We start from the raw sequence: 22,645 nt of genomic DNA on the forward strand, positions 1-22,645 counted from the left end.
TGGTCCGGGGGCCCGTTCGTGTGCGGTCTCAGGCGTCGAAGTCGAACTCTCCGGCGCGGACGCCCTTCGTGAAGGCCGCCCACTCCTGGCGGGTGTAGACGATGTACGCGCCTTCGGGGTGGTGACTGTGCCGGACGGCGACCCGGCCGGATCCGTCACCCAGCACCCCGGCTTCGACACATGCGGCTCCGCCGTTTTCGCTGAACGTGCTGATGTGCCAGTCGATGGCGGCGCGTTCCTCGCTGGAGAGGTGCTGGAACGTCGGCTCGGGGGTCACGGTAGCTCCTCGCTCAGCGCCGAGATGAACTCGACGGATGCGGTTTCCGGCAGGGATTTCTCCCACAACCGATCATATAGACGGGCCACGCGTTCGCTGTCTGGCTCCTCGATGTAGACCGCGCCCTTGGGCGTCTCGGCGTACACCAGGTCGGGGTAGGGATCCGCCATGACGTAGTACTTGAAGGCACCGGTGGGGCTCGTGTGCGCTCCGGCGGAGAAGGGGAGAACCCGTAGGTTCACCGTCGGAAGCCTGAGCACCCGACAAGGTGCGTGAGCTGCGCACGCATGATGTCGGAAGAACCTACTCGCCTTCGGAGCACGGCTTCGTCAAGAAGCGCGCGAATTACCGGTGGCTCCGCGCGGCTCAGGAGCTTCTGGCGTTCCAAGCGCAGCTCAACGCCTCGTTCCACGCGTTCGGTGGATCCGTCGAATTCCGCTGTGCGGATGACAATCTCGGCGTAGGCTCGCGTTTGGAGGATCCCGGGAAGCATGGTGTCATCGAACAACCAGTGCTCGACGGCCAGCTCCTCCAACCACACGAAGTCGATGAACTCGTCGGAGACGTCCGCGTAGCCGTCCCACCAGCCGGACTGCCAGACGCTCTCGCCCAGTTTGAGGAGCCCGTCGCGTTGCCGGGGGTCCTTCACTCCGTAGAGATCGAGCATGGCGAGCATGTCCGGGCGGCGCACCGGGTACACGCCGTTCTCGAAGCGGCTGATCGTGCCGTTCGTGCGCTGCATGAACTCGGCGACGTGGTCCAGCGTGAACTCATTGGTCTCTCGCAGCTCCCGGAGGCGCTGGCCCAGCCAACGGCCGCGCAGGGTCACTCGGTTGGACCGCTTCTTCTTCACCATCGTTTGCTCCGGCAGAATCTCATGAGACAGAGTTGTGTTATCGGAATCTGGGTGTCACGATAACAGAAGGTGAGATGGCCATCACGGTGTGATGTCGGATTGGTGGTTGTCTGTGCCTGAGTGTCTAGAACACAGGCGGCCCGGACGGTTTGTTCCTACGCTCCCCGTCCGGGCCCGAAGAGCCACGGAAGGGAAACCGATGTCGAACAGCCCCCAGCGCGACTCGAACTCTGTCTACCAGAACAACCCCGATCCCGCTCTCCCCCGAGCGTTCCTCGTGGATATCTGGAACGAGGACACCGACGCCATGGAGCACGCCTACTACGGCGTCACCGCGCCCGGCGGCCGGGGCGGCATGGCGCGCCCCGTCAACGGCAGTGGGTTCCACAGCATCCGCAGCGCGCAGGCCTTCGCCGATCGCCTCTGCGGAGAACTCGTCTGGTTGTGAGCCCCATGACCGCTCCGCCCGGGCCCCGCGTCCGGGCGGAGCCCTTGGTCTCAGAGCCGGGACGCCGCCGCCTCGTCCACCCAGAACAGGGTCCGCTGGTCGCCGCGCGCACCCGCCACGGGCGCCTCGCGGGGGTCCCCGTCCGCCAGCCCGAGCCGCACGGCCTCCGCCTTTCCCGCGCCGGACGCCAGCACCCACACCTGGCGGGCCGACCGGATCGACGGGAGCGTCAGCGAGATCCGCCGCGGCGGCGGTTTGGGCGAGCCGTGCACCGCCGTGACGGCCGACTCGTCCTCGCGCACGCCGGGCAGTCCCGGAAAGAGCGACGCCACGTGCGCGTCCGGGCCGACGCCCAGCAGGCACACGTCGAACCGCGGAACCGGGGCCTGGCCGCGCGCCGCCGCCGTCAGCTCCCGCCTGTACCGCGTCGCCGCGTGCTCGACGTGGTCCCCGTCCATCCCGTCGGAAGCGGGCATCGGGTGCACGTGGTGCACCGGCAGCTCCACCCGGTCCAGCAACGCCTCCCGGGCCTGGGTCTCGTTGCGTTCGGGGTGGCCCTCGGGCAGGAAGCGCTCGTCTCCCCACCACAGGTGTACGTGCGTCCAACCCAGACAGACTGCCTCGGCCCGGTCGCCCAGCGCCCGCAGGGTCGCGATGCCGACACCGCCGCCGGTGAGCACCAGGTGGAACGCGCGCCCATCCCGTTCGGCCTCGGCGATCATGTCGGCCAGCCGCTGAGCGGCCGCGTCGGCGAGTTCGCCCCCGTCGGCGTGGCGGAGGATCTCCGGTCCGCTCATGCCTCGTATGCTCCGCTTCCAGCGAGCTTCGGCCCCAGGTGCCGGGCGGCGCTCGCGTAGATCTCGTCGGCGTCCAGTCGGCGCAGTTCCTCGGCCAGCGCCATGGCCGCCTCGCGCCGCTCCAGGGCCACGGTCTGGTCCGGGTGGCCGGGCCGCGAGAGCGTGGCCACCCGCCCGTCCACCCGGGTCAGGGTGACGTCGCCCTGGTCGGTGGTCAGGCGGACCCCGGTCAGTCCGGGACCGTCGGAGACGGCGCGCTCCACGGGCACCGCCAGCCGGTCGGTCAGCCAGGCCGCCATGAGGTCCGCGCTGGGGTAGTGCTCCTCGGCCGTCACGGTCGCGGACGTCACCCACCCGCACCGCTGGTCCATGGCGCTGGCCAGCAGCGACCGCCACGGCGTCAGCCGGGTCCAGGACAGGTCGGTGTCGCCGGGGGTGTAGTGCGCCACGCGCGCGCGAAGGTCGTCCAGCGGGTCGGGGGCGCGCAGCGCGTCGGTGATGCGCCGCTGGGCCAGGCGGCCCACTGGGTCGGCGGCCGGATCGGTCGGGCCCACTCCGGGCCACCACGCCACGACCGGCGCGTCCGGCACCAGCAGCGGCGTGATCACGGAGTCCGGGTGCTCGCCGAGCGGTCCGTACAGCCGCAGCAGCAGCGCCTCGCCCGGGCCCGCCGTACCCGGGCGGCGGATCTCGGCGTCGATCACCGGTTCGGCCTTGGGGTCGCGCCGGATCAGCGCCACCACCCGCGACGGGTGCTCGCGTCCGGCCTCGGTCGCCGCGCGCACCGCGTCGTAGTGGTCGGCCTCGTCGGTGACGATGACCAGGGTCAGGACCATGTTCATGGCGCCGCCGCCGACACTGTGCCGTTCGGCCGTGAGCGCCTCGCGATCGCCGAGGTCGTGGTGTGCGGCAGGTAGAGCGTCATCGGCGGTTCCCTCCGGCGTGGTCGTGGGCGGTCACGGGCGCGCCACTGGCGGCCGTCCCTGGCGAGCAGGGCCTCACCGGACCCCGGACCCAGGTGCCCGAGCCGTACTGTTCGGGTCGGCCCGACTTGGCCCAGAACTCCTCGACCGGATCCAGGATCCGCCAGGAGAGCTCGACCTCCTCCTGGCGCGGGAACAGCGGCGGGTCGCCGATGAGGACGTCCAGGATGAGCCGCTCGTAGGCCTCCGGGCTGGCCTCGGTGAACGACTGGCCGTAGGCGAAGTCCATGCTGACGTCGCGCACCTCCATGCTGGCGCCGGGGACCTTGGAGCCGAAGCGCAGCGTCACCCCCTCGTCGGGCTGGATGCGCAGGACCAGTGCGTTCTGCCCCAGCTCGGTGATGTCGGCGCGGGGGAACAGCTGCTGCGGCGCCGCCTGGAAGACCAGGGCCACCTCCGTCACCCGCCGTCCCAGGCGCTTGCCCGTGCGCAGGTAGAACGGCACCCCTGACCAGCGGCGGGTCTCGACCATGAGCTTCAGGGCGGCGTAGGTCTCGGTGGAGGAGTCGGACGGGATGCCGTCCTCCTCCAGGTAGCCGCGCACCGCGGCGCCGCCCTGCCACCCGGCGGCGTACTGGCCGCGCGCGGTCCCGGTGGACAGGTCCGCGGGCAGCGAGACCGCAGACAGGGCCTTCTCCTTCTCGGTCCGGATCGCGTCCGCGTCGTGGGAGACCGGCTCCTCCATGGCGACCAGCGCCAGGAGCTGAAGGAGGTGGTTCTGGATGACGTCGCGCGCCGCGCCGATCCCGTCGTAGTAGCCCGCGCGTCCGCCCACGCCGATGTCCTCGGCCATGGTGATCTGCACGTGGTCCACGTAGCCGCGGTTCCACAGCGGCTCGAACAGGGTGTTGGCGAAGCGCAGCGCCAGGATGTTCTGGACCGTCTCCTTGCCCAGGTAGTGGTCGATGCGGAACACCGAGGCCGGCGGGAACACGTCGTCGACCACCTGGTTGAGTTCCCGGGCGCTGTGAAGGTCGTGGCCGAACGGCTTCTCGATCACGACACGCCGCCACGGGCCCGTCCGTCGCCCGCCGTCGTGCCCGCGTGCGCCGCGAGCGGGCCGGGGGCCGTCACCCTCGACGGTCTCCTCCGGCGCGGTTCCCTCCCGCTTCTCGCCCTCCTTGGCCTCGGCCAGCCCCGAGCGCTTGAGCTGGGTGATCACGGTCGGGAAGAGCTTGGGCGGCAGCGCCAGATAGAAGGCGTAGTTGCCGCCCGTGCCCCGTTGGGTGTCCAGTTCGCGGACCGTGTCCGCCAGGCGGTCGAAGGCGTCGTCGTCGGCGAGGTCGCCCGGGACGAAGCGGATACCCTCGCTCAGTTGGCGCCACACGTCCTCACGGAACGGCGTGCGCGCGTGCTCGCGGACCGCGTCGTGCGCCTGGGCGGCGAAGTCCTGGTGCTCCCAGTCCCGGCGGGCGAAGCCCACCAGGCCGAAGCCGGGAGGGAGCATGCCCCGGTTCGCCAAGTCGTAGATGGCGGGCAGCAGCTTCTTGCGCGCCAAGTCGCCCGTGACGCCGAACAGGACCAGCACGCTGGGCCCGGCGATGCGGGGCAGACGGCGGTCCAGGACGTCCCGGAGCGGGTTCGGCACCGCTCCGGGCATCACCGGTTCTTTCACGTGCCTCGTCCTTCTGTCGAGAGTGTCCGGTGGATGGTGGCTGGGAGCCCGCGCCGTCCGAAGAGGAACGGGGGCGCGGGCCGGGCGCCCGGGGCCACTGGTCCGGGGCGCCCCTCATCGTGGGCGGAGCGGTTCCGCACTCGGGCGGGCTCCGCGCGGCGGCCGGGAGTCAGGACGCCTGGTCGAGCTTGGCGGACAGGCCGCCCAGCAGGCTCTCCCAGGAGTCGACGAACTTGCGCACGCCCTCGTCCTCCAGTACCCCGAACGCCTCGGTGAGGTTGACGCCGACGCCCTCCAGTGCGGCGAAGTCGTCCTCGGCCTGCTCGTAGGTGCCCAGGACCGTGTTGCCGGTGACGACCCCGTGGTCGGCCGTGGCGTCCAGCGTGGCCTGCGGCATCGTGTTGACGGTGTCGCGTGCCACCAGGTCGGTGACGTAGCGGGTGTCCTCGTAGGCGGGGTCCTTGACGCCGGTGGAGGCCCACAGCGGGCGCTGGGGCTTGGCGCCCAGGTCGGCCAGGGCCTTCCACTCGCGGGAGGAGAAGACCTCCTCGTGCTCGCGGTAGGCCAGGCGGGCGTTGGCCACGGCGGCCCGGCCGCGTAGGGCCTTGGCCTCGTCGGTGCCGAGGGCGTCGAGCCGCTTGTCGACCTCGGAGTCCACGCGGCTGACGAAGAACGACGCCACGGACTGGATGCGGGACAGGTCGTGGCCGTTGACCCGGGCCAGCTCCATCCCGGCCAGGAACGCGTCCATCACCTGGCGGTAGCGCTCCAGCGAGAAAATCAGTGTGACGTTCACGCTGATGCCCTGGCCCAGGACCCGCGTGATCGCGGGGAGGCCCTCGGCGGTCGCCGGGATCTTGATCATCAGGTTGGGCCGGTCGACCAGCCACCACAGGGCCTTGGCCTCGGCGACCGTGCGCTCGGTGTCGCGGGCCAGGCGCGGGTCCACCTCCAGGGAGACCCGTCCGTCCACCCGCTCGGTGGAGTCGTAGACCGGTCGCAGGGTGTCGGCGGCCCAGCGGATGTCGTAGGCGGTGAGCAGGCGGACGGCCTCGCCGACCGAAACGCCGCGCACGGCGAGTTCGCGCAGCTGCTCGTCGTAGGCGTGGCCCTCGGCGAGCGCCTTGTCGAAGATCGTCGGGTTGGAGGTCACTCCGGTGAGTGGTGGGTGGACATCAGGGCGGCCAGGCCGCCCGTGCGCAGCCGTTCACGGCTGATGTCGTCCAGCCAGACGGACACGCCCGCCTCGGAGAGGTCCTTCAGTGGTGTGTGGCTCATGGTGTCTCGTGCCTTCCTCGTGGGCGTCGGGCGCCCGGTCACACAGGGAGCGGGCCCGCGCCGGGCCTCGGCGCGGGCCCGCCACGTCAGCGTCCGGCCTTGGCGGCGCTGGCGCGCACCGCCGCGACCACGGCCTCGGAGGTGATGCCGAACTTCTCGTACAGGGTCTCGTAGGGCGCGGAGGCGCCGAAGTGCTCCAGGCTGACCGACTCGCCGGCGTCACCGACGTAGGCGCGCCAACCCAGTGCGATCCCGGCCTCGACCGACACACGGGTGCGCACGGACGAGGGCAGGACGCTCTCCCGGTACTCCTCGCCCTGGGCCTCGAACCACTCGACGCACGGCATGGAGACCACGCGCGTGGGCGTGCCCGCCGACTCCAGTTCCTCACGGGCGGCCAGGGCGATGGGCACCTCGCTGCCGGTGGCGACGATGATCGCCTCCGGGGCGCCCGATCCGGCCTCGGCCAGCACGTAACCGCCGCGGGCGGCGTCCTCGGCGGGCGCGTACCGGGTGCGGTCCAGGACCGGCAGGTTCTGCCGGGTCAGGGCGAGCGCGGCGGGGCGGTCGGCGGTCTCCAGCACCTTGCGCCAGACGACGGCGGTCTCGTTGGCGTCGGCCGGGCGGACGACGTCCAGACCGGGGATGGCGCGCAGCGACCACAGGTGCTCGACCGGCTGGTGGGTGGGCCCGTCCTCGCCCAGACCGATGGAGTCGTGCGTCCACACGTACGTGACCGGCAGCTGCATCAGCGCGGCGAGCCGGACGGCCGGGCGCATGTAGTCGCTGAACACCAGGAACGTACCGCCGTAGGGGCGGGTGGGCCCGTGCAGGGCGATGCCGTTGAGGATGGAGCCCATGCCGTGCTCGCGGACGCCGAAGTGCAGCACGCGGCCGTACGGGTTGCCCGGGAACATGGTGCTCGCACGGTCGAAGGGCAGGAAGGACGCCTCGCCCTTGGGCGTGGTGTTGTTCGACCCGGCCAGGTCGGCGGAGCCGCCCCACAGCTCGGGCAGGACCGGGGCGAGGGCGCTGAGCACCTCGCCGCTGGCCTTGCGGGTGGCCATGCCCTTCTCGCTGGCCTCGAAGACGGGCAGGCTGTCCTCCCAACCCGCGGGGAGCTTGCCGGACTGGAGCCGGTCGAACAGGTCGCCGTGCTCGCCGGCGCTGCGGCGCCAGGCCTGGAAGGCGGCCTCCCACTCCGCGTGCGCCTGACGGCCGCGGTCCAGGGCCGTGCGGGTGTGCTCGATGACGGCGTCCTCGACGGCGAACGGCTCCTCGGGCAGGCCCAGGATCTCCTTGGTGGCGGCGATCTCGGCAGCGCCGATGGCCGCGCCGTGGATCGCCCCGGTGTTCTGCTTGTTGGGGGCGGGCCAGCCGATGATGGTGCGCAGGCGGATGAACGTGGGCCGCTCGGTCTCGGCCTTGCCGCGCTGGATCGCCTCGTGCAGGGCGTGGACGTCCTCGTGGTACTCGCCGGTGGCGGTCCAGTCGACCTCCTCGACGTGCCAGCCGTAGGCGCGGTACCGCTCGGCGACGTCCTCGGTGTGCGCGACACGGGTGTCGTCCTCGATCGAGATCCGGTTGTCGTCCCAGATCATGATGAGGTTGCCCAGCCGCTGCGTCCCGGCCAGCGCGCTGGCCTCGTGGCTCACGCCCTCCTGCACGTCGCCGTCGGAGCAGACGGCGTAGACGTGGTGGTCGAAGGGGCTGGCGCCCGGACCGGCCTCGGGGTTGAACAGGCCGCGCTCACGGCGGGCGGCCATGGCCATGCCGACCGCGTTGCCGATGCCCTGGCCCAGCGGACCGGTGGTGGTCTCCACACCCGCGGTGTGTCCGAACTCGGGGTGGCCCGGGGTGCGACTGTCCCACTGGCGCAGTGCCTTGAGGTCGTCCAGGGTCAGGTCGTAACCGGCGAGGTAGAGCTGGATGTACTGCGTGAGGCTGGAGTGGCCGCAAGAGAGCACGAAGCGGTCGCGGCCGACCCACTCGGGGGCCGACGGGTCGTGCCGCATCACCTTCTGGAAGAGCAGGTAGGCGGCGGGCGCGAGGCTCATGGCCGTGCCGGGGTGTCCGTTACCCGACTTCTCTACCGCGTCCATCGCCAGTGCTCGGACGGTGTCGACGGCGCGGAGGTCGAGGTCCGACCACTCAAGTTCGTGCGGCGTGTGGGCGTTCACGGACTTTCGTTCTCCTTCTCGGGCACCCGTTCGGCACGGTGTGCGCGGGGTGTGGTTGTGGGCGTGCGGTCGCCGGGACGGTCGTCGGCGTCCGGCACGGCCCGCCGGCGAGGCGGGCCCGCGGGGGACGGCCCCCGGGGTGCCGGAGCGGGACCCAGGACGCCCTCTGGCCGCGAGGTCACTCAGTGCAACGTTCGCGAAGGCCGAGGGAGTCCCGACTGATTCGGCCAACTGTGAGCCTATCGTCCGCGTCCAGGTGAGGCGCTACCCGACACCGGTCATCACCGTTCGGCCGAGCGACCGCTCGGGCGCTGCGCGGCGCGGGCCCCGTTCGGGCCGGGGCGGGCGGTGCGTGCCGCGCTGGCAGCGCGGCACGGGCGTGTGCGACGCTGCTGTACACCCGGCGGACCCCACCGCTTGGCACACCTTGGACCTGGGGATTTCCATTGCCAGGGGGCTCGTCCCCGGGGTGCGCGAGGAAGTACTACAGTATGTCGTTGACGGGGTTTCCGCCGATCCAGACGCTTTGTCGGCCCGATCGACCCCGCATGGCGAGCAGTGTCGAGACCCTTAGACTTGTCGAGGTATCCGCGTGTGCGAATCCGAGCCGGTGCCCCAACCGGGGACGTCAGCGAGCCGACCGGGGGCGCGGTGCTGATGGCCCTCGCCGACCGTTCCCCGCACACCGGCGCCGCCGACACCGCCATCCCCCGGGCCCCCCGGGAGGCCTCCTTCGGCGATCACGTGCGCGCCTACGTCGCCCTCTCCAAGCCCCGCGTCATCGAGCTGCTGCTCATCACCACAATCCCCGTGATGTTCGTCGCTGCCGGCGGTGTCCCTCCGTTGTGGACCGCGGTGGCCACGCTGCTGTTCGGCACGATGTCGGCGGCCAGCGCGAACGCGATGAACTGCTACATCGACCGCGACATCGACCGCGAGATGCGCCGCACCCGGCAGCGTCCGGGGGCGATGGACCTGGTCACGCCGCGCGGCGCCCTGACCTACGGGCTCGTGCTCGCCCTCGGGTCCACCGCGGGCTTCGCCGTCCTGGTCAACTGGCTCTCCGCCGCGCTGTCGGTCTTCGCGATCCTCTTCTACATCTTCGTCTACACGATGCTGCTCAAGCGGCGCACCGCCCAGAACGTCGTGTGGGGCGGCATCGCCGGGTGCATGCCGGTCCTCATCGGCTGGGCCGCCGTCACCAACGGGCTCTCGTGGGCGCCGTTCGTGCTCTTCCTGGTGGTGTTCTTCTGGACGCCTCCGCACACCTGGGCGCTGGCCATGCGCTACCGCGAGGACTACGCGGCGGCCAAGGTGCCGATGCTGCCCGTGGTGGCCTCCGACCGCCGGGTGCTCCTGGAGTGCGTGCTCTACAGCTGGGCCACCGTGATCGTGTCGCTGATCTTCTGGCCGGTGGCCGGCACCAGCTGGTTCTACGGCGTGGTCGCGATCGTGCTGGGCGCGCTGCTGGTGGGCCAGGCGCACCGCCTGCTCAGCCGCTCGATGGCGGGCGTGACCGGAGCCAAGCTCAGGACGATGGGCTTCTTCCACCTGTCCAACGCCTACCTCGCGCTGCTGTTCGTGGCGGTCACCGTGGACCCGCTGCTCGCGAACGTCCTGGGCTGACTGCCCTCCTACGGCCGTGCGGCGGCGTCCCGCACGGGACGTCGCCGCACGCGTGTCCGGCGCGCCGCGGCCTCAGCCTCCGGCGGGCAGGCTCCTGAGCTCGCGCGACCAGGACAGCACGGCGGCCCACGTCACCAGGCCCGTCAGAACCAGGGCCACGGGCACGTGCGCCTGGAGCGGCCCGTAGCTGCCCATCGCCGCCTGGCCGAAGCCCAGGGCGAAGGCCACCAGGCTCACCGCCAGCACCGTCCCGGGTACCTGCGGTCCCCGTCCCGCGCCCCGCCACACCCACCAGGCGGCCGCGACCTGGGCCGCGGCGGCCACGTGCACACCGAAGGCCCCGTAGTAGTGCAGGGGCAGCGCGTCCTCGTTGTAGGTCACGAGTTGCCCGGCGGTGGCGCCCTCCCACAGGATGACGGTCAGGTGCAGGAGGGCGGTGGCTCGCAGCGCCCACGGGGCGGCGGGCGAGGGGGCGGTGTCCATGAGGGACCTTCCGGTACGACGACGGGATCCTGGCTCGATAGTGCCGTATTCGGCGACAGGGCGGTAGACGTGTGCGGACGCCCGTGGACGACGGCGCGGCCCGCCTCCGGATCCCGATACGATCGGTACCCATGCCCCGACTCGACAGCAAGGCCATCCTCCAGGGCCGACGCTCCCGCTACTCGGCGACGCTCATCGTCGGCACCACGGTCAGCCTGGTGTGCCTCCTCGGCATGCTCGCCTACCTGTGGCTGCTGGCCGCCGCGGGCGGAGCGGCCGCCGGTATCGACGGCGCGGTCGGCTTCGCGGTCAGCCTGGTCGCCGCCGTCATCCCCGTGTCCGTGCTGGTGCCGCTCATCCTCATGCTCGACCGGTTCGAGCCCGAACCCGGATGGGTGCTGTTCTTCGCCTTCGTCTGGGGCGCCGGCGTGGCCGTGGTGGTGTCCCTGCTGCTCAACACCTGGGGCATGAACAACCTCACCGTCCCGCTGTACGGCGCGGACCTGGGGGACTACGTCGCCACCTCGGTGGTGGCTCCCATGGTCGAGGAGAGCGCCAAGGGCGCCGTCCTGCTCATCATCCTGTGGCGCCGCCGCCATGAGATCGACACCTTCACCGACGGCGTCGTCTACGGCGCGATGGTCGCCACCGGCTTCGCCTTCACCGAGAACGTCCTGTACTTCCTCAGCGCGTTCTTCGACGACACGCTGGTCGCCACATTCGCCATCAGGGGCCTGATCGCGCCCTTCGGCCACCCCATCTACACGGCGATGATCGGCGTCGGGGTCGCCTACGCGGCCATGCACACGGGCGTGACCCGCCTGTTCGCTCCCGTGGCCGGATGGGGTCTGGCGGTCGTGCTGCACGGCATGTGGAACGCCTCGACCCGCTTCGGGTGGCTCGGGCTCGCGGTCGCCTACCTCGTGCTGTTCGCCGTGCTGATGTGCCTGTTGGGAACGGCTGTCCGGGACCGGCACGCCCAGATCCGGGCCATCGCCCAGTACCTGCCGCGTTACGTCCCCACCGGACTGGTGACGGGGGCCGACATCACCATGCTCAGCTCGATGGCCGGACGCCGCCGGGCCCGGGAGTGGGCGGCGAGCAACGCGGGCCGCCGCGGCCGTGCGGCGATGAAGGAGTACCAGCTGGCCGCGACCGAGCTGGCGCTGCTGCACAAGAAGCTCGACGCCGGTGTGCCGCGCGAGGACTGGAAGGTCCGCAGGGACTCGTTCCTGGCGCTCATGCACGTGGCGCGCGACACCTTCCTGGGGCGGATGCCGCAGCCGGTGACGCCCGGGTGGGCCGAGCGTCCGACCGACTCGGGTTTCCTGCGTCGGTCGGACTTCGCCCACGTCATCGCTCAGGCGCGGGCCCAGCAAGACTACGTTCCCCGCCACGGTCAGCGTCCGGGGCACTGAGTTCGACGCCCTCCGGGACGAGCCGCGTGGTGGCGAAGTACAGGCGGCAGATCGCGATCCAGGTCAGCGCCGAGCCGAGCACGTGCAGCACCACCAGCCCCTCGGGCAGGGCGAGCGCGTACTGCGTGTAGCCCAGGACCCCCTGCAGGACCACCACCGCGACCAGGGCCAGTGCGCTGACCCGCACCGGGCGGCGCGCCCCGCCGCGCACGGCGATCACCGCGGCCAGGACCGCCGCCGCCAGGGTCAGCCAGGCCAGGGCGGAGTGCACGCGGGTGACAGCGCTCAGGGGCAGGTCCCAGCGCGGGGCCGCGGCGTCACCGCCGTGCGGCCCGGTCCCTGTGACCACGGTCCCGGCGACCAGCAGCAGGAACCCGATCACCAGCAGGCCGACGCTCAGTGCGTGCAGCATCGGGCCGACCGAGACCCGGGGCGTGCCCTCGGGCTCCCGGCAGCGCACGTACAGCGCCACGGCCAGGAGGGTCACCACCATCGACAGCAGGAAGTGCGTGGCGACCGAGGCCGGGTGCAGATCGGTCCACACGGTCACGCCGCCGACCACGCCCTGGCCGAGCACGCCGAGGGGGATGATCACGGCCAGGCGCGTCAGGTCGCGGCGCCGGGGCCGCGACCGCAGGACGGCCAGGAGGGTGATGAACCCGACCGCGAGCACGAGGAACGTGAGCGTGCGGTTGCCGAACTCGATCGCGGCGTTGAGCGCCGCGTGCCCGGTCTCGACCGGCACGAAGCTCTCGGGAGTGCAGCGCGGCCACTCCGAGCACCCGAGCCCGGAGGACGTGACGCGCACGGTGGCGCCGGTGACGGCGATCCCGGCGTTGACCACGATGTTGCCCAGCGCCCAGGCGCGCAGCGACCGCGGGGTCGGCGTCCAGATGGTGCGGGCGAGCAGGACGAGCGCCAGGACCCCGGTGGCGGCGACGGCGATCTGCCAGGCCCACAGCGGAGCGCCGAGGATCTCGATGGCCTCCGTCGCGAGCTGGGGGAGCGGGTGCGGGGCCGCGGTCGCGGCGTCCGGGAGCGCAAACATACGACAGACTGTAGTACACGGTTCCGGCTTCCCGCGCCCGCCCCTGTCTACCGTCGCGACCTGCGTCTATGTCACTCATCGCGCGTGGGCGCACCGTGCGGCGGAGTCATCGCGCGCAGGCGGCGCGGTTCGCTCCCGAGGGCGCCGCGCGGGGAGGCTCACTCGTTGCGGCGCGAAGGCGCGGAGGAGGGCTCGACCTCCCGTTCGTCCTCGCCCCGTCGTGTCGCGGTGCGCGTCGCCCCGGCACTGGCCGTGATGACGCAGGCGACGGCGATCCACTGCCAGACGGTGAGCAGCTCTCCCAGCAGCACCAGCCCCACCAGTGCGGCGGCGGCCGGTTGCAGGCTCATGAGGACGCCGAACACCCGCGGGGGCATCCGGCGCAGGGCCGTGAGCTCCAGCGTGTAGGGCACCACCGAGGAGAGCACGCCCACGGCCAGGCCGAACAACAGCAGCCGCCAGTCGAGCAGCGCGGCGCCGCCCTGGGCGACGCCCATGGGGGCCAGGAGCACCACGCCGGCCACGCTCGCGACCGCCAACCCCGACGCCCCGTCGAAGCGCCGCCCGGTGGCGGCGCTCAGCAGGATGTATCCCGCCCACGCCGTCGCGGCCAGCACCGCGAACACGACGCCCCACGGGTCCAGGGAGCCCGACTCCAGGCCCAGCGCGACCACGCCCAGCCCGGCCAGCCCGGCCCACAGCAGGTCGACGCGCCGGCGTGAGCCCAGGACCGCGATGGACAGCGGTCCCAGGTACTCGATGGTGACCGCGATCCCCAACGGGATGCGCGCGAAGGCCTGGTAGATGAAGAAGTTCATCAGCGCCAGCGACACCCCGTAGCCGAGGACGACCGTCCAGTCGCCCAGGCCGCGCCCGCGCAGGACGGGGCGCGCCACCACGACGAGCAGCGCGGCCGAGGTGAGCAGCCTGAGCCAGACCACGGCGGCCGGGGGCAGTACCCCGAACAGGTTCTTGGCCACCCCCGCGCCGATCTGAACGGAGGAGATGCCGACCAGGACCAGCCAGACCGGAGGCGCCGACTCCAGGATCGCGCGTGGCGCGGCGATGGCCCGGCCCGACGAGGAGCTCATAGTGGATCATCCTATGTTTTGGGCGTCCCGCTTCGCGACGGCGGGTGTTCCGGAGTCCTCGTCCCCGGAACCGCTCTCCCCGGAGCGGCGCGGGCCGACCAGCGCGGCCAGGAGCAGGAGCCACGCCACGACCACCAGGCCTGGCTGGAGAAGCGTCACCACCAGCCCGTACACCGTCCTTTCGGCCTGGTCGGCCAGCGTCTGCGCGCCGATCCACGCGTACGGCAGAGCCGCGGCGGCCAGATTGGTGAGCAGGGCGGCCCACACCAGTGCGCGCCGTGCCGGACGCCGCCGCGCCAGCACCGCCCCGCCCACCGCGAGCAGGAACAGGGGTGGTCCGAGATGGCGGACGGCGATGAACCAGGGAACTCCGATGGCCTCCATGGCGGCCGACCCTATCGGGCAGTTGCCGCCACGACCGGGCAACATGCGTGAAACGGAGCATGTGGTGTGGAATGGGGATGGGTCGTCGCGGACACGGCCCCCACCCCAGCGCCGACCAGCAGTGGCGGCTGCTCCCGCTGTCCTGAGCGGTCGGACACCCCACGGGGGTCACCGTTCGTCAGGGCTGGCGAAGGGGGCGAGCCGCGTGGGGAGGAACGGGCGACACACGTCGTCGAGCAGGAGCGGTCCATGCCTTCGGGACGCCCGGACACGGTCCGAGGCCGCGCACGGGACCACGCCGTCTACTCCCAGCGGAACAGGCGGCTGGCCAGCAGCGCGGCCACGGCCGTCCACACGGCCAGGACCGCGAAGGAGGCCGAACCGGGCAGTGACCCGTCGACCAGCACCGACCGAAGTCCCGAGGTGAGCGCGGTGATCGGCAGCGCCGCCACCGCCTGCTCGACCGGCTCGGGGAAGCCGCTGGTCGGGAAGAGCACCCCTCCCAGTCCCAGCATGAGCACGTACACCAGGTTGGCTCCGGCGAGCGTGGCCTCCGCGCGCAGGTCCCCGCCATCAGCAGCCCGAGCGAGCTGAACGCGGCCGTGGCCAGCAGCAGCAGGGCCAGCGCCGCCGCCGCGCCGACCGGTGCGAGCGAGGGAGACCAGCCCAGCAGCAGGGCGGCCGAGCACAGCACCACGAGTTGGATCGCCTGCACGCCGAGCACGGCAAGGGTCTTGGCCGCCAGCAGTCCGAACCGCGACAGGGGAGTCGCACCCAGGCGTTTGAGCACCCCGTAGCGCCGTTCGAAGCCGGTTCCGATGGCCAGGCCGGTGAAGGAGGTGGACATGACCGCCAGCGCCAGGACGCCGGGCGTCAGGGCGTCCACGCGGGAGCCCTCGCCCACGTCCAGGACCGAGGTGAGACTGAACCCCACCAGCAGCAGGACCGGGATGACCATGGTCAGCAGGAACTGCTCGCCGTGCCGCAGCATGATCCGCAGCTCCATCCCGGCCTGCGCGGTGACCATCCGCCACGCCGGGGCGGCCCGCGGGTCGGGGCGGAACAGGTCCGCGTCGCCGTCGTGGGCGCCTCCGACGGGGGCGGCCGTGGGCGTGCTGGAGGTGTGCTCGGTCATCAGTCGCGCAGTTCCCGGCCGGTGAGTTCGAGGAAGACGTCTTCGAGGGTACGCCGCCGCACGCGCAGGTCCTCGGCGAGGATCCCGGCCGAGGCGCACCAGGCGGTGACCGTGGCCAGGAACTCCGGGCCCAGGGCGTCGGGGTCGTCGGTGGTGACCACGTACTCGCGGCCGCCGCCGACGGCGGTCGCGGACCCGACCCGGCTGCCCTCGGGCAGGGCGGCCAGCAGGGCCGCGGCGTCCAGGGCCCCGGGGGTCGAGAAGCGCACCTCGCGGCGGTCGCCGGTGAGCTCGCGGGGGCTGCCCTCCGCGACCACGGAGCCCCGGTCGACGACGATGACGTGGTCGGCGAGCCGCTCGGCCTCGTCCATGTGGTGGGTGGTGAGGATCACGGCGACCCCGGCGGCGCGCAGGGAGGCCACCAGGTCCCAGGTGGCCATCCGCGCCTGCGGGTCCAGGCCGGCGGTCGGTTCGTCGAGGAAGACCAGTTCGGGGCGGCCGACCACGGCACAGGCCAGGGAGAGGCGCTGCTGCTGGCCGCCGGACAGGCGGCGGAACGGGGTGGCGGCGGCGGAGGCCAGGCCGAGGCGCTCCAGTAGGAGGCCGGGGTCGATCGGACGGGCGTGGAAGGAGGCCATCAGGCGCAGCCACTCGCCCGTGCGGGCGCCGGTGGGCACGCCGCCGGACTGCGGCATCACACCGACGCGTGGCTTGAGCGCGGCGGCGTCGGCGACCGGGTCCAGGCCCAGCACGCGCACCCGTCCGCCGTCGGCGCGGCGGAACCCCTCGCAGATCTCGATGGTGCTCGTCTTGCCCGCGCCGTTGGGGCCGAGCAGCGCCGTCACCGCGCCCCTGTGCGCGGTGAACGTGAGGTCGGTGACTGCGGTGGTGGCGCCGTATCGCTTGACCAGGTCGACGACCTCGACCGCGGCTGTGTCCATGGGCCATGAGTCTACGTGCGGCCCGGTGGGGCGCGGCACCGGCCGGGGAGGGCGGTTCGGGGCCGGGGGCGCGGGGACTCCGGCGAGGGGTGTCCATATTCCGGCGCACTGTCCCGACATCTGGGACGACGGATCGTTCCTGCGCCGATCGGCGTGGTGGCTGGCCGACGGTCGGCGCGTGAATGCGCAGTTAGGCAAGGCTGACCTTCGTGACGAAGGGCATGAATGCGGGTTTGCCTACGCGGACTTATTTAGGCCACACTGATGTTGTCAAAAACACGAGCGGCGTCCGGAGAAGGGAGGGGAGCGCTGTGCCCGACGCGACCAGTGTGCCCCGCCCGATGTCCGGTCCCGATCGCGGGGCCGAGAACGGCACCCGTGCCCGGGTCGCGCGGCTCATTCTCGAACAGGGTCCGATCACCGCCTCCTCCCTGGGAGAACGGCTCGGACTCACCCCGGCGGCCATCCGCCGTCACCTCGACAACCTGACCAGCGAGGGCATGGTCGAGGCCCGCGACGCACGACCCGCCGGCGGACGCCGTCGCAGGGGTCGCCCAGCGCGCGTCTTCGCCATCACCGAGGCCGGACGGGACGCCTTCGTCCACGCCTACGACGACCTCGCCTCCAGCGCGCTCCGCTTCCTCGCGGAGGCCGCCGGCCCCGAGGCCGTGGGCGAGTTCGCCCAGCGTCAGGTCGCCGACCTGGAGAGGCGCTACAAGCCATTGCTGGACGCGGTTCCTCCCGAACAGCGCGTGCGGCTCCTGGCCGAGGCCCTGTCCAACGACGGTTACGCCGCCACCGCGGGCCGGGCGCCCGCACCCGGGGGCGGTGACCAACTGTGCCAGCACCACTGCCCCGTCGCCCACGTCGCCGCCGAGTTCCCGCAGCTCTGCGAGGCCGAGATCGAGGCGTTCTCGCGGCTTCTGGGCACCCCGGTGCGCCGACTGGCCACCATCGCCCACGGCGACGGTGTCTGCACCACGCACGTCACCCCTCGGGGGGACGGGGCGGGCGGGGGCGATGGCACCCCCGCGACCAACGCCACCCGCCAGGGGGCGGGCGGCTCGGAACACCACAAGGACGTCTGAGTCCAGGAGGAGTCCGCGCATGACGTCTATCGCGCACCCCGAGCTCGAAGGGCTCGGCAACTACGAGTACGGCTGGGCCGACTCCGACGAGGCCGGGTCGAAGGCCCGTCGCGGTCTCAACGAAGAGGTCGTTCGCGACATCTCCGACAAGAAGGACGAGCCGGAGTGGATGACCAAGCTCCGCCTCAAGTCCCTGCGGCTCTTCGACAAGAAGCCCATGCCCAACTGGGGCGCGGACCTGTCCGGGATCGACTTCGACAAGATCAAGTACTTCGTGCGGTCCACGGAGAAGCAGGCGGCCTCCTGGGAGGACCTGCCCGAGGACATCAAGAACACCTATGACAAGCTGGGCATCCCCGAGGCCGAGAAGCAGCGCCTCGTCGCCGGTGTGGCCGCGCAGTACGAGTCCGAGGTGGTCTACCACCAGATCCGTGAGGACCTGGAGGAGCAGGGTGTCATCTTCCTGGACACCGACACCGCCCTCAAGGAGCACCCGGAGATCTTCGAGGAGTACTTCGGCTCGGTGATCCCGCCCGGTGACAACAAGTTCGCCGCGCTGAACACCGCCGTGTGGAGCGGTGGCTCCTTCATCTACGTTCCCAAGAACGTCCACGTGGAGATTCCGCTCCAGGCCTACTTCCGGATCAACACCGAGAACATGGGCCAGTTCGAGCGGACGCTGATCATCGTCGACGAGGGCGCCTACGTCCACTACGTCGAGGGCTGCACCGCCCCGATCTACAAGTCGGACTCGCTGCACTCCGCGGTCGTCGAGATCATCGTCAAGAAGAACGCGCGCTGCCGCTACACGACCATCCAGAACTGGTCGAACAACGTCTTCAACCTGGTCACCAAGCGCGCCATCGCCGAAGAAGGCGCCACCATGGAGTGGATCGACGGCAACATCGGCTCCCAGGTCACCATGAAGTACCCGGCCGTCTACCTCATGGGCGAGCACGCCAAGGGCGAGACCCTCTCGATCGCGTTCGCGGGTGAGGGCCAGCACCAGGACACCGGCTCCAAGATGGTGCACTGCGCGCCCAACACCTCCTCCACCATCATCTCCAAGTCGGTGGCACGAGGCGGGGGCCGCGCCTCCTACCGGGGCCTGGTGCAGGTGCAGGAGGGCGCCGACCACGCCAAGTCCTCCGTCAAGTGCGACGCGCTGCTGATCGACACCATCAGCCGGTCGGACACCTACCCCTACAACGACCTGCGCGAGGACGACGCCGAGCTCGCGCACGAGGCGACCGTCTCCAAGGTCAGCGAGGACCAGCTGTTCTACCTCATGAGCCGAGGGATGGACGAGGACGAGGCCATGGCCATGATCGTGCGCGGGTTCGTCGAGCCCATCGCGCGCGAGCTGCCCATGGAGTACGCGCTGGAACTGAACCGGCTGATCGAGCTTCAGATGGAAGGAGCGGTTGGTTAAGTTGACCAGCCCGAGCATCGAACCCAAGGCCCACAGTCACGGTCTCGGGGACATCCCGTTCTCCAAGTTGGCCACCCACGGGTCCTTCGACGTGAACGACTTCCCCGTCCCCACCGGTCGTGAGGAGGAGTGGCGGTTCACCCCGATCCGCCGCCTCCGGGGCCTGCACGACGGCAGCGCCGTCGCCGACGGCGCCGACAAGCTCGACGTCGACGCCCCCGAGGGCGTCACGGTGGAGCGCGTCGGCCGCGACGACTCCCGGATCGGCGCCGCCGGGCGCCCCGCGGACCGCGTGGTCGCCCAGGCCCACACCTCCTTCGAGGAGGCCACGGTCGTCACCGTCGCCCAGGGCAGGGCACTGGACCGGCACGTGACCATCGAACGCCAGGCCCAGGGCGGGACCCGCTTCGACCAGTACGTCATCGACGTCAAGCCGCTGGCCGAAGCGGTCATCGTCCTCAACCAGACCGGCGGCGGCGTGCGCGCGGGCAGCGTGGACGTCCACGTCGGCGAGGGCGCCCGGCTCACGCTCGTCAGCGTGCAGGACTGGGACGGCGACGCCGTCGACGTCACCCAGCACAACGCCCAGGTCGCCAAGGACGCCACGTTCAAGTCGATCGTCATCACGCTGGGCGGCGACCTGGTCCGGCTCTCCCCGAAGGTGGCCTACACCGGGCGCGGCGGCAACGCCGAGCTGCACGGCCTGTACTTCACCGGGGACGGCCAGCACCACGAGCACCGCTCGTTGATCGACCACAACCTCTCGCACACCCGCTCCCGCGTGGAGTACAAGGGCGCGCTGAGCGGCAAGGACGCGCACGGCGTCTGGATCGGTGACGTGATCATCGGCGAGGGCACCACCGGCACGGACTCCTACGAGCACAACCGCAACCTCCAGCTCACCGACGACACCCGGGTGGACTCGGTGCCGAACCTGGAGATCTTCACCGGTGAGGTGGAGGGCGCCGGCCACGCCGCTGCCAGCGGTCGCCTCGACGACATCCACCTGTTCTACCTGCGCTCGCGCGGTATCCCGGAGGACGAGGCACGCCGCCTGGTCATCCGCGGCTACTTCCTGGAGCTCATCAACCGGATCCCGGTCGAGGACCTGCGCGAGGAGATCATGGCCAAGGTCGAGCGGAAGCTGGCCGCGCATGAGTGAGACCACGCAGTGGGTGAAGGTCGCCGAGCTCTCCGAGATCCCCGAGGAGGGGGCTCTGGGGATCGAACTCGACGACCGGACCCCGGTCGCCTGGTCCGCTCCGAGGGCGAGGTCTACGCCGTGCGGGACGTGTGCTCGCACGCCGAGGTCCGCCTCTCGGAGGGCGAGGTCGAGGACGGCACCATCGAGTGCTGGCTGCACGGTTCCTGCTTCGACCTGAGCTCGGGGGCGCCGATCAACCCGCCCGCCACCCAGCCGGTTCCCACCTACGACGTGAAGATCGACGGCGACGACGTGCTCGTGTCGCTGGATGAGAAGAATTCCTGAGGCCTGATATGACGAAGTTCGAGATCCGCGGTCTGCGTGCCGACGTCCTGATCGGAGAGGACGAGCGGCAGGAGATCCTCAAGGGCGTCGACCTGACCATCAACTCCGGTGAGACCCACGCCATCATGGGCCCCAACGGCTCCGGCAAGTCCACCCTCGCCTACGCGATCGCCGGCCACCCGCGCTACGAGATCACCGAGGGCGAGGTCCTGGTCGACGGCGAGAACATCCTGGAGATGAGCGTCGACGAGCGCGCCCGCGCCGGTGTGTTCCTGGCCATGCAGTACCCGGTCGAGGTTCCGGGCGTGTCCATGTCCAACTTCCTGCGCAGCTCCGTGACCGCGGTGCGGGGCGAGGCCCCCAAGCTCCGCCAGTTCTCCAAGGAGCTCCAGGGCGCGATGAAGGACCTGTCCATCGACGCGGCGTTCGCCGCCCGCGGCGTCAACGAGGGTTTCTCCGGCGGTGAGAAGAAGCGCCACGAGATCCTCCAGCTGGAGCTGCTCAAGCCGAAGGTCGCCATCCTGGACGAGACCGACTCCGGCCTCGACGTCGACGCGCTCAAGGTCGTGTCCGAGGGCGTCAACCGCGCCAAGGCCGGCGGTGAGATGGGCGTCATGCTGATCACGCACTACACCCGCATCCTCAACTACGTGAAGCCGGACTTCGTCCACGTCTTCGCCAACGGCCGCGTCGCCGAGTCGGGCGGCCCGGAGCTGGCCGACGCGCTTGAGGCCGACGGCTACGAGCGGTTCGTGAAGGCGGGCGCGTAACCGTGGCCCTCCGCGAGTTCGGTCGGCCCGGGACGGGCCCGCTCGACACCCAGGCGATCCGGAAGGACTTCGAGATCCTCTCCCGGACCGTCCGCGACGAGCGCCCTCTGGTGTACCTCGACTCAGGGGCGACCTCCCAGAAGCCGAGGCGGGTGCTGGACGCCGAACGCGAGTTCTACGAGCGCCACAACGCGGCCGTGCACCGCGGCGCCCACCAACTCGCGGAGGAGGCGACCGACGCCTACGAGGCCGCCCGGGAGACCATCGCCCGGTTCGTCGGGGCGGTCCCCGGCGAGGTGGTGTTCACCAAGAACGCCACCGAGGCGATCAACCTCGTCGCCTACGCGATGAGCAACGCGGCCACGGCCGACGACGGGCTCCGCCGATTCCAGGTGGGGCCTGGAGACGAGATCGTCGTCACCGAGATGGAGCACCACGCCAACCTGGTGCCCTGGCAGCAGCTGTGCCAGCGCACCGGCGCGACGCTGCGGTGGTTCCCGGTCACCGCCGAGGGGCGTCTGGACCTGTCCGACCTGGACGGCCTGGTCAACGAGCGCACCCGCATGGTGGCCTTCGCACACCAGTCGAACGTGCTGGGGACGGTCAACCCGGTGGCGCCCATCGTCGCCCGCGCCCGCGAGGTCGGCGCGCTGGTGCTGCTGGACGCCTGCCAGTCGGTCCCGCACATGCCGGTGGACGTCGCCGATCTGGGCGTGGACTTCCTCGCCTTCTCCGGGCACAAGATGCTCGGACCCAACGGGATCGGCGTCCTGTGGGCCCGACGGGAGCTGCTGGAGGCCATGCCGCCGTTCATCACCGGCGGGTCCATGATCGGCGTCGTGCACATGGAGTACTCCACGTGGGCCGACCCGCCGCAGCGGTTCGAGGCCGGGGTGCCCATGGCGCCGCAGGCGGTCGCCCTGGCCGCGGCCTGCGACTACCTCAGCGAGGTGGGCATGGACCGGGTCGCCGAGCACGAACACCGGCTCACGGCGTACGCGCTGGAGCGCGTCGGCGCCGTCGAGGGGGTGCGGATCGTCGGTCCCACCGAGGCCGTGGAGCGCGGGAGCGCGGTGTCGTTCGTCGTGGACGGCATCCACCCCCACGACCTGGGTCAGGTCCTGGACGACCGCGGAGTGGCGGTGCGGGTGGGCCACCACTGCGCCTGGCCGCTGCACCGCAAGCTCGGCATCCCCGCGACCACCCGCGCGTCGTTCTACCTCTACAACACCCTGGAGGACGTGGACGCGCTCGTGTCGGCGATCCAGGACGCGCAGCGGTTCTTCGGAACCCGGCCCTGAAGCGA

General features: G+C 71.3%; 16 protein-coding genes and 6 pseudogenes. 9 read left to right on the forward strand and 13 right to left on the reverse strand.

The window, feature by feature from the left end:
• Positions 1–28 precede the first annotated feature (28 nt).
• A complete protein-coding gene (locus BJF83_RS01595) occupies positions 29–277 on the reverse strand; it encodes a DUF397 domain-containing protein (protein WP_083678369.1) in 249 nt (82 codons plus the stop codon).
• Positions 274–1,133, reverse strand: a pseudogene (locus BJF83_RS01600) (helix-turn-helix domain-containing protein). The gene BJF83_RS01595 and the pseudogene BJF83_RS01600 overlap by 4 nt, the downstream one beginning before the upstream one ends.
• A gap of 199 nt (positions 1,134–1,332) precedes the next feature.
• On the opposite strand from BJF83_RS01600, the gene BJF83_RS01605 reads away from it, so the two are divergent.
• A complete protein-coding gene (locus BJF83_RS01605) occupies positions 1,333–1,581 on the forward strand; it encodes a hypothetical protein (protein WP_075924883.1) in 249 nt (82 codons plus the stop codon).
• Positions 1,582–1,631: 50 nt separating this feature from the next.
• Here the strand turns inward: BJF83_RS01605 and pgl are convergent, their stop codons facing one another.
• From pgl to tkt, 5 genes and pseudogenes are all read right to left on the reverse strand, one after another.
• A complete protein-coding gene (gene pgl / locus BJF83_RS01610) occupies positions 1,632–2,378 on the reverse strand; it encodes a 6-phosphogluconolactonase (protein ID WP_075924884.1) in 747 nt (248 codons plus the stop codon).
• Positions 2,375–3,303: pseudogene (locus tag BJF83_RS01615) on the reverse strand (glucose-6-phosphate dehydrogenase assembly protein OpcA). Before BJF83_RS01615 ends, pgl begins: the two are co-directional and overlap by 4 nt.
• Positions 3,304–3,342: 39 nt before the next feature.
• A pseudogene (gene zwf / locus BJF83_RS01620) lies at positions 3,343–4,961 on the reverse strand (glucose-6-phosphate dehydrogenase); the annotation flags it as partial.
• Between the two features lie 184 nt (positions 4,962–5,145).
• Positions 5,146–6,254: pseudogene (gene tal, locus BJF83_RS01625) on the reverse strand (transaldolase).
• A gap of 86 nt (positions 6,255–6,340) precedes the next feature.
• Positions 6,341–8,434, reverse strand: a complete 2,094-nt coding sequence (gene tkt / locus BJF83_RS01630; protein WP_075924885.1) for a transketolase — start codon at positions 8,432–8,434, stop codon at positions 6,341–6,343.
• A 657-nt stretch (positions 8,435–9,091) separates the two neighbouring features.
• Between tkt and BJF83_RS01635 the strand changes: the two genes are divergently transcribed.
• Positions 9,092–10,060: a heme o synthase gene (locus BJF83_RS01635; protein ID WP_075924929.1), complete on the forward strand. Its 969-nt coding sequence runs from the start codon at positions 9,092–9,094 to the stop codon at positions 10,058–10,060.
• A gap of 72 nt (positions 10,061–10,132) precedes the next feature.
• Here BJF83_RS01635 and BJF83_RS01640 read toward each other — a convergent pair whose 3' ends face one another.
• A complete protein-coding gene (locus BJF83_RS01640; protein ID WP_075924886.1) occupies positions 10,133–10,543 on the reverse strand; it encodes a hypothetical protein in 411 nt (136 codons plus the stop codon).
• A gap of 131 nt (positions 10,544–10,674) precedes the next feature.
• Between BJF83_RS01640 and BJF83_RS01645 the strand changes: the two genes are divergently transcribed.
• On the forward strand, positions 10,675–11,961 hold the full coding sequence (locus tag BJF83_RS01645) for a PrsW family intramembrane metalloprotease (protein ID WP_075924930.1): 1,287 nt from the start codon (positions 10,675–10,677) through the stop codon (positions 11,959–11,961).
• Here the strand turns inward: BJF83_RS01645 and BJF83_RS01650 are convergent.
• The 5 genes and pseudogenes from BJF83_RS01650 to BJF83_RS01670 form a co-directional block, all read right to left on the reverse strand.
• Positions 11,897–13,009 (reverse strand): heme A synthase, encoded by a 1,113-nt coding sequence (locus BJF83_RS01650; protein ID WP_075924887.1) that lies wholly within the window; start codon positions 13,007–13,009, stop codon positions 11,897–11,899. The two genes, BJF83_RS01645 and BJF83_RS01650, sit on opposite strands and share 65 nt — an antisense overlap.
• Before the next feature lie 158 nt (positions 13,010–13,167).
• Positions 13,168–14,100, reverse strand: a complete 933-nt coding sequence (locus BJF83_RS01655; protein ID WP_075924888.1) for a DMT family transporter — start codon at positions 14,098–14,100, stop codon at positions 13,168–13,170.
• Between the two features lie 6 nt (positions 14,101–14,106).
• Complete coding sequence (locus tag BJF83_RS01660) at positions 14,107–14,484, reverse strand: hypothetical protein (protein ID WP_075924889.1); 378 nt, start codon at positions 14,482–14,484, stop codon at positions 14,107–14,109.
• A 302-nt stretch (positions 14,485–14,786) separates the two neighbouring features.
• Positions 14,787–15,619, reverse strand: a pseudogene (locus BJF83_RS01665) (ABC transporter permease).
• Positions 15,619–16,560: an ABC transporter ATP-binding protein gene (locus BJF83_RS01670; RefSeq protein ID WP_075924890.1), complete on the reverse strand. Its 942-nt coding sequence runs from the start codon at positions 16,558–16,560 to the stop codon at positions 15,619–15,621. Before BJF83_RS01670 ends, BJF83_RS01665 begins: the two are co-directional and overlap by 1 nt.
• 311 nt (positions 16,561–16,871) lie before the next feature.
• Between BJF83_RS01670 and BJF83_RS01675 the strand changes: the two genes are divergently transcribed.
• The 6 genes and pseudogenes from BJF83_RS01675 (at position 16,872) to BJF83_RS01700 (ending at position 22,640) form a co-directional block, all read left to right on the forward strand.
• Positions 16,872–17,648, forward strand: a complete 777-nt coding sequence (locus BJF83_RS01675; protein ID WP_075924891.1) for a metalloregulator ArsR/SmtB family transcription factor — start codon at positions 16,872–16,874, stop codon at positions 17,646–17,648.
• Positions 17,649–17,667: 19 nt separating this feature from the next.
• Positions 17,668–19,080 carry a Fe-S cluster assembly protein SufB gene (sufB, locus tag BJF83_RS01680; RefSeq protein WP_075924892.1) on the forward strand — a complete coding sequence of 471 codons (1,413 nt, stop codon included), beginning with the start codon at positions 17,668–17,670 and terminating at the stop codon, positions 19,078–19,080.
• Between the two features lies 1 nt (position 19,081).
• The gene (sufD, locus tag BJF83_RS01685) at positions 19,082–20,242 is read left to right on the forward strand and encodes a Fe-S cluster assembly protein SufD (protein WP_075924893.1); all 1,161 of its coding nucleotides are present in this window, start codon (positions 19,082–19,084) and stop codon (positions 20,240–20,242) included.
• Positions 20,235–20,569 (forward strand): annotated as a pseudogene (locus BJF83_RS01690) (non-heme iron oxygenase ferredoxin subunit). The gene sufD and the pseudogene BJF83_RS01690 overlap by 8 nt, the downstream one beginning before the upstream one ends.
• A gap of 8 nt (positions 20,570–20,577) precedes the next feature.
• Entirely contained in the window at positions 20,578–21,339 is a 762-nt protein-coding gene (sufC, locus tag BJF83_RS01695; protein ID WP_075924894.1) for a Fe-S cluster assembly ATPase SufC, read from the forward strand.
• Positions 21,340–21,341: 2 nt separating this feature from the next.
• Positions 21,342–22,640: a cysteine desulfurase gene (locus BJF83_RS01700; protein ID WP_075924895.1), complete on the forward strand. Its 1,299-nt coding sequence runs from the start codon at positions 21,342–21,344 to the stop codon at positions 22,638–22,640.
• Positions 22,641–22,645: the final 5 nt, after the last annotated feature.

The sequence above is a fragment of the Nocardiopsis sp. CNR-923 genome (genome assembly GCF_001942255.1).
Lineage (GTDB): Bacteria > Actinomycetota > Actinomycetes > Streptosporangiales > Streptosporangiaceae > Nocardiopsis.

Bases quoted from the DNA above. Each gene is read 5' to 3' on its own strand.
- BJF83_RS01605 (WP_075924883.1), top strand. From the start codon at position 1,333: ATGTCGAACAGCCCCCAGCGCGACTCGAACTCTGTCTACCAGAACAAC.
- pgl (WP_075924884.1), bottom strand. From the start codon at position 2,378: ATGAGCGGACCGGAGATCCTCCGCCACGCCGACGGGGGCGAACTCGCC.
- BJF83_RS01635 (WP_075924929.1), top strand. From the start codon at position 9,092: ATGGCCCTCGCCGACCGTTCCCCGCACACCGGCGCCGCCGACACCGCC.
- BJF83_RS01640 (WP_075924886.1), bottom strand. From the start codon at position 10,543: ATGGACACCGCCCCCTCGCCCGCCGCCCCGTGGGCGCTGCGAGCCACC.
- BJF83_RS01645 (WP_075924930.1), top strand. From the start codon at position 10,675: ATGCCCCGACTCGACAGCAAGGCCATCCTCCAGGGCCGACGCTCCCGC.
- BJF83_RS01650 (WP_075924887.1), bottom strand. From the start codon at position 13,009: ATGTTTGCGCTCCCGGACGCCGCGACCGCGGCCCCGCACCCGCTCCCC.
- BJF83_RS01655 (WP_075924888.1), bottom strand. From the start codon at position 14,100: ATGAGCTCCTCGTCGGGCCGGGCCATCGCCGCGCCACGCGCGATCCTG.
- BJF83_RS01660 (WP_075924889.1), bottom strand. From the start codon at position 14,484: ATGGAGGCCATCGGAGTTCCCTGGTTCATCGCCGTCCGCCATCTCGGA.
- BJF83_RS01670 (WP_075924890.1), bottom strand. From the start codon at position 16,560: ATGGACACAGCCGCGGTCGAGGTCGTCGACCTGGTCAAGCGATACGGC.
- sufB (WP_075924892.1), top strand. From the start codon at position 17,668: ATGACGTCTATCGCGCACCCCGAGCTCGAAGGGCTCGGCAACTACGAG.
- sufC (WP_075924894.1), top strand. From the start codon at position 20,578: ATGACGAAGTTCGAGATCCGCGGTCTGCGTGCCGACGTCCTGATCGGA.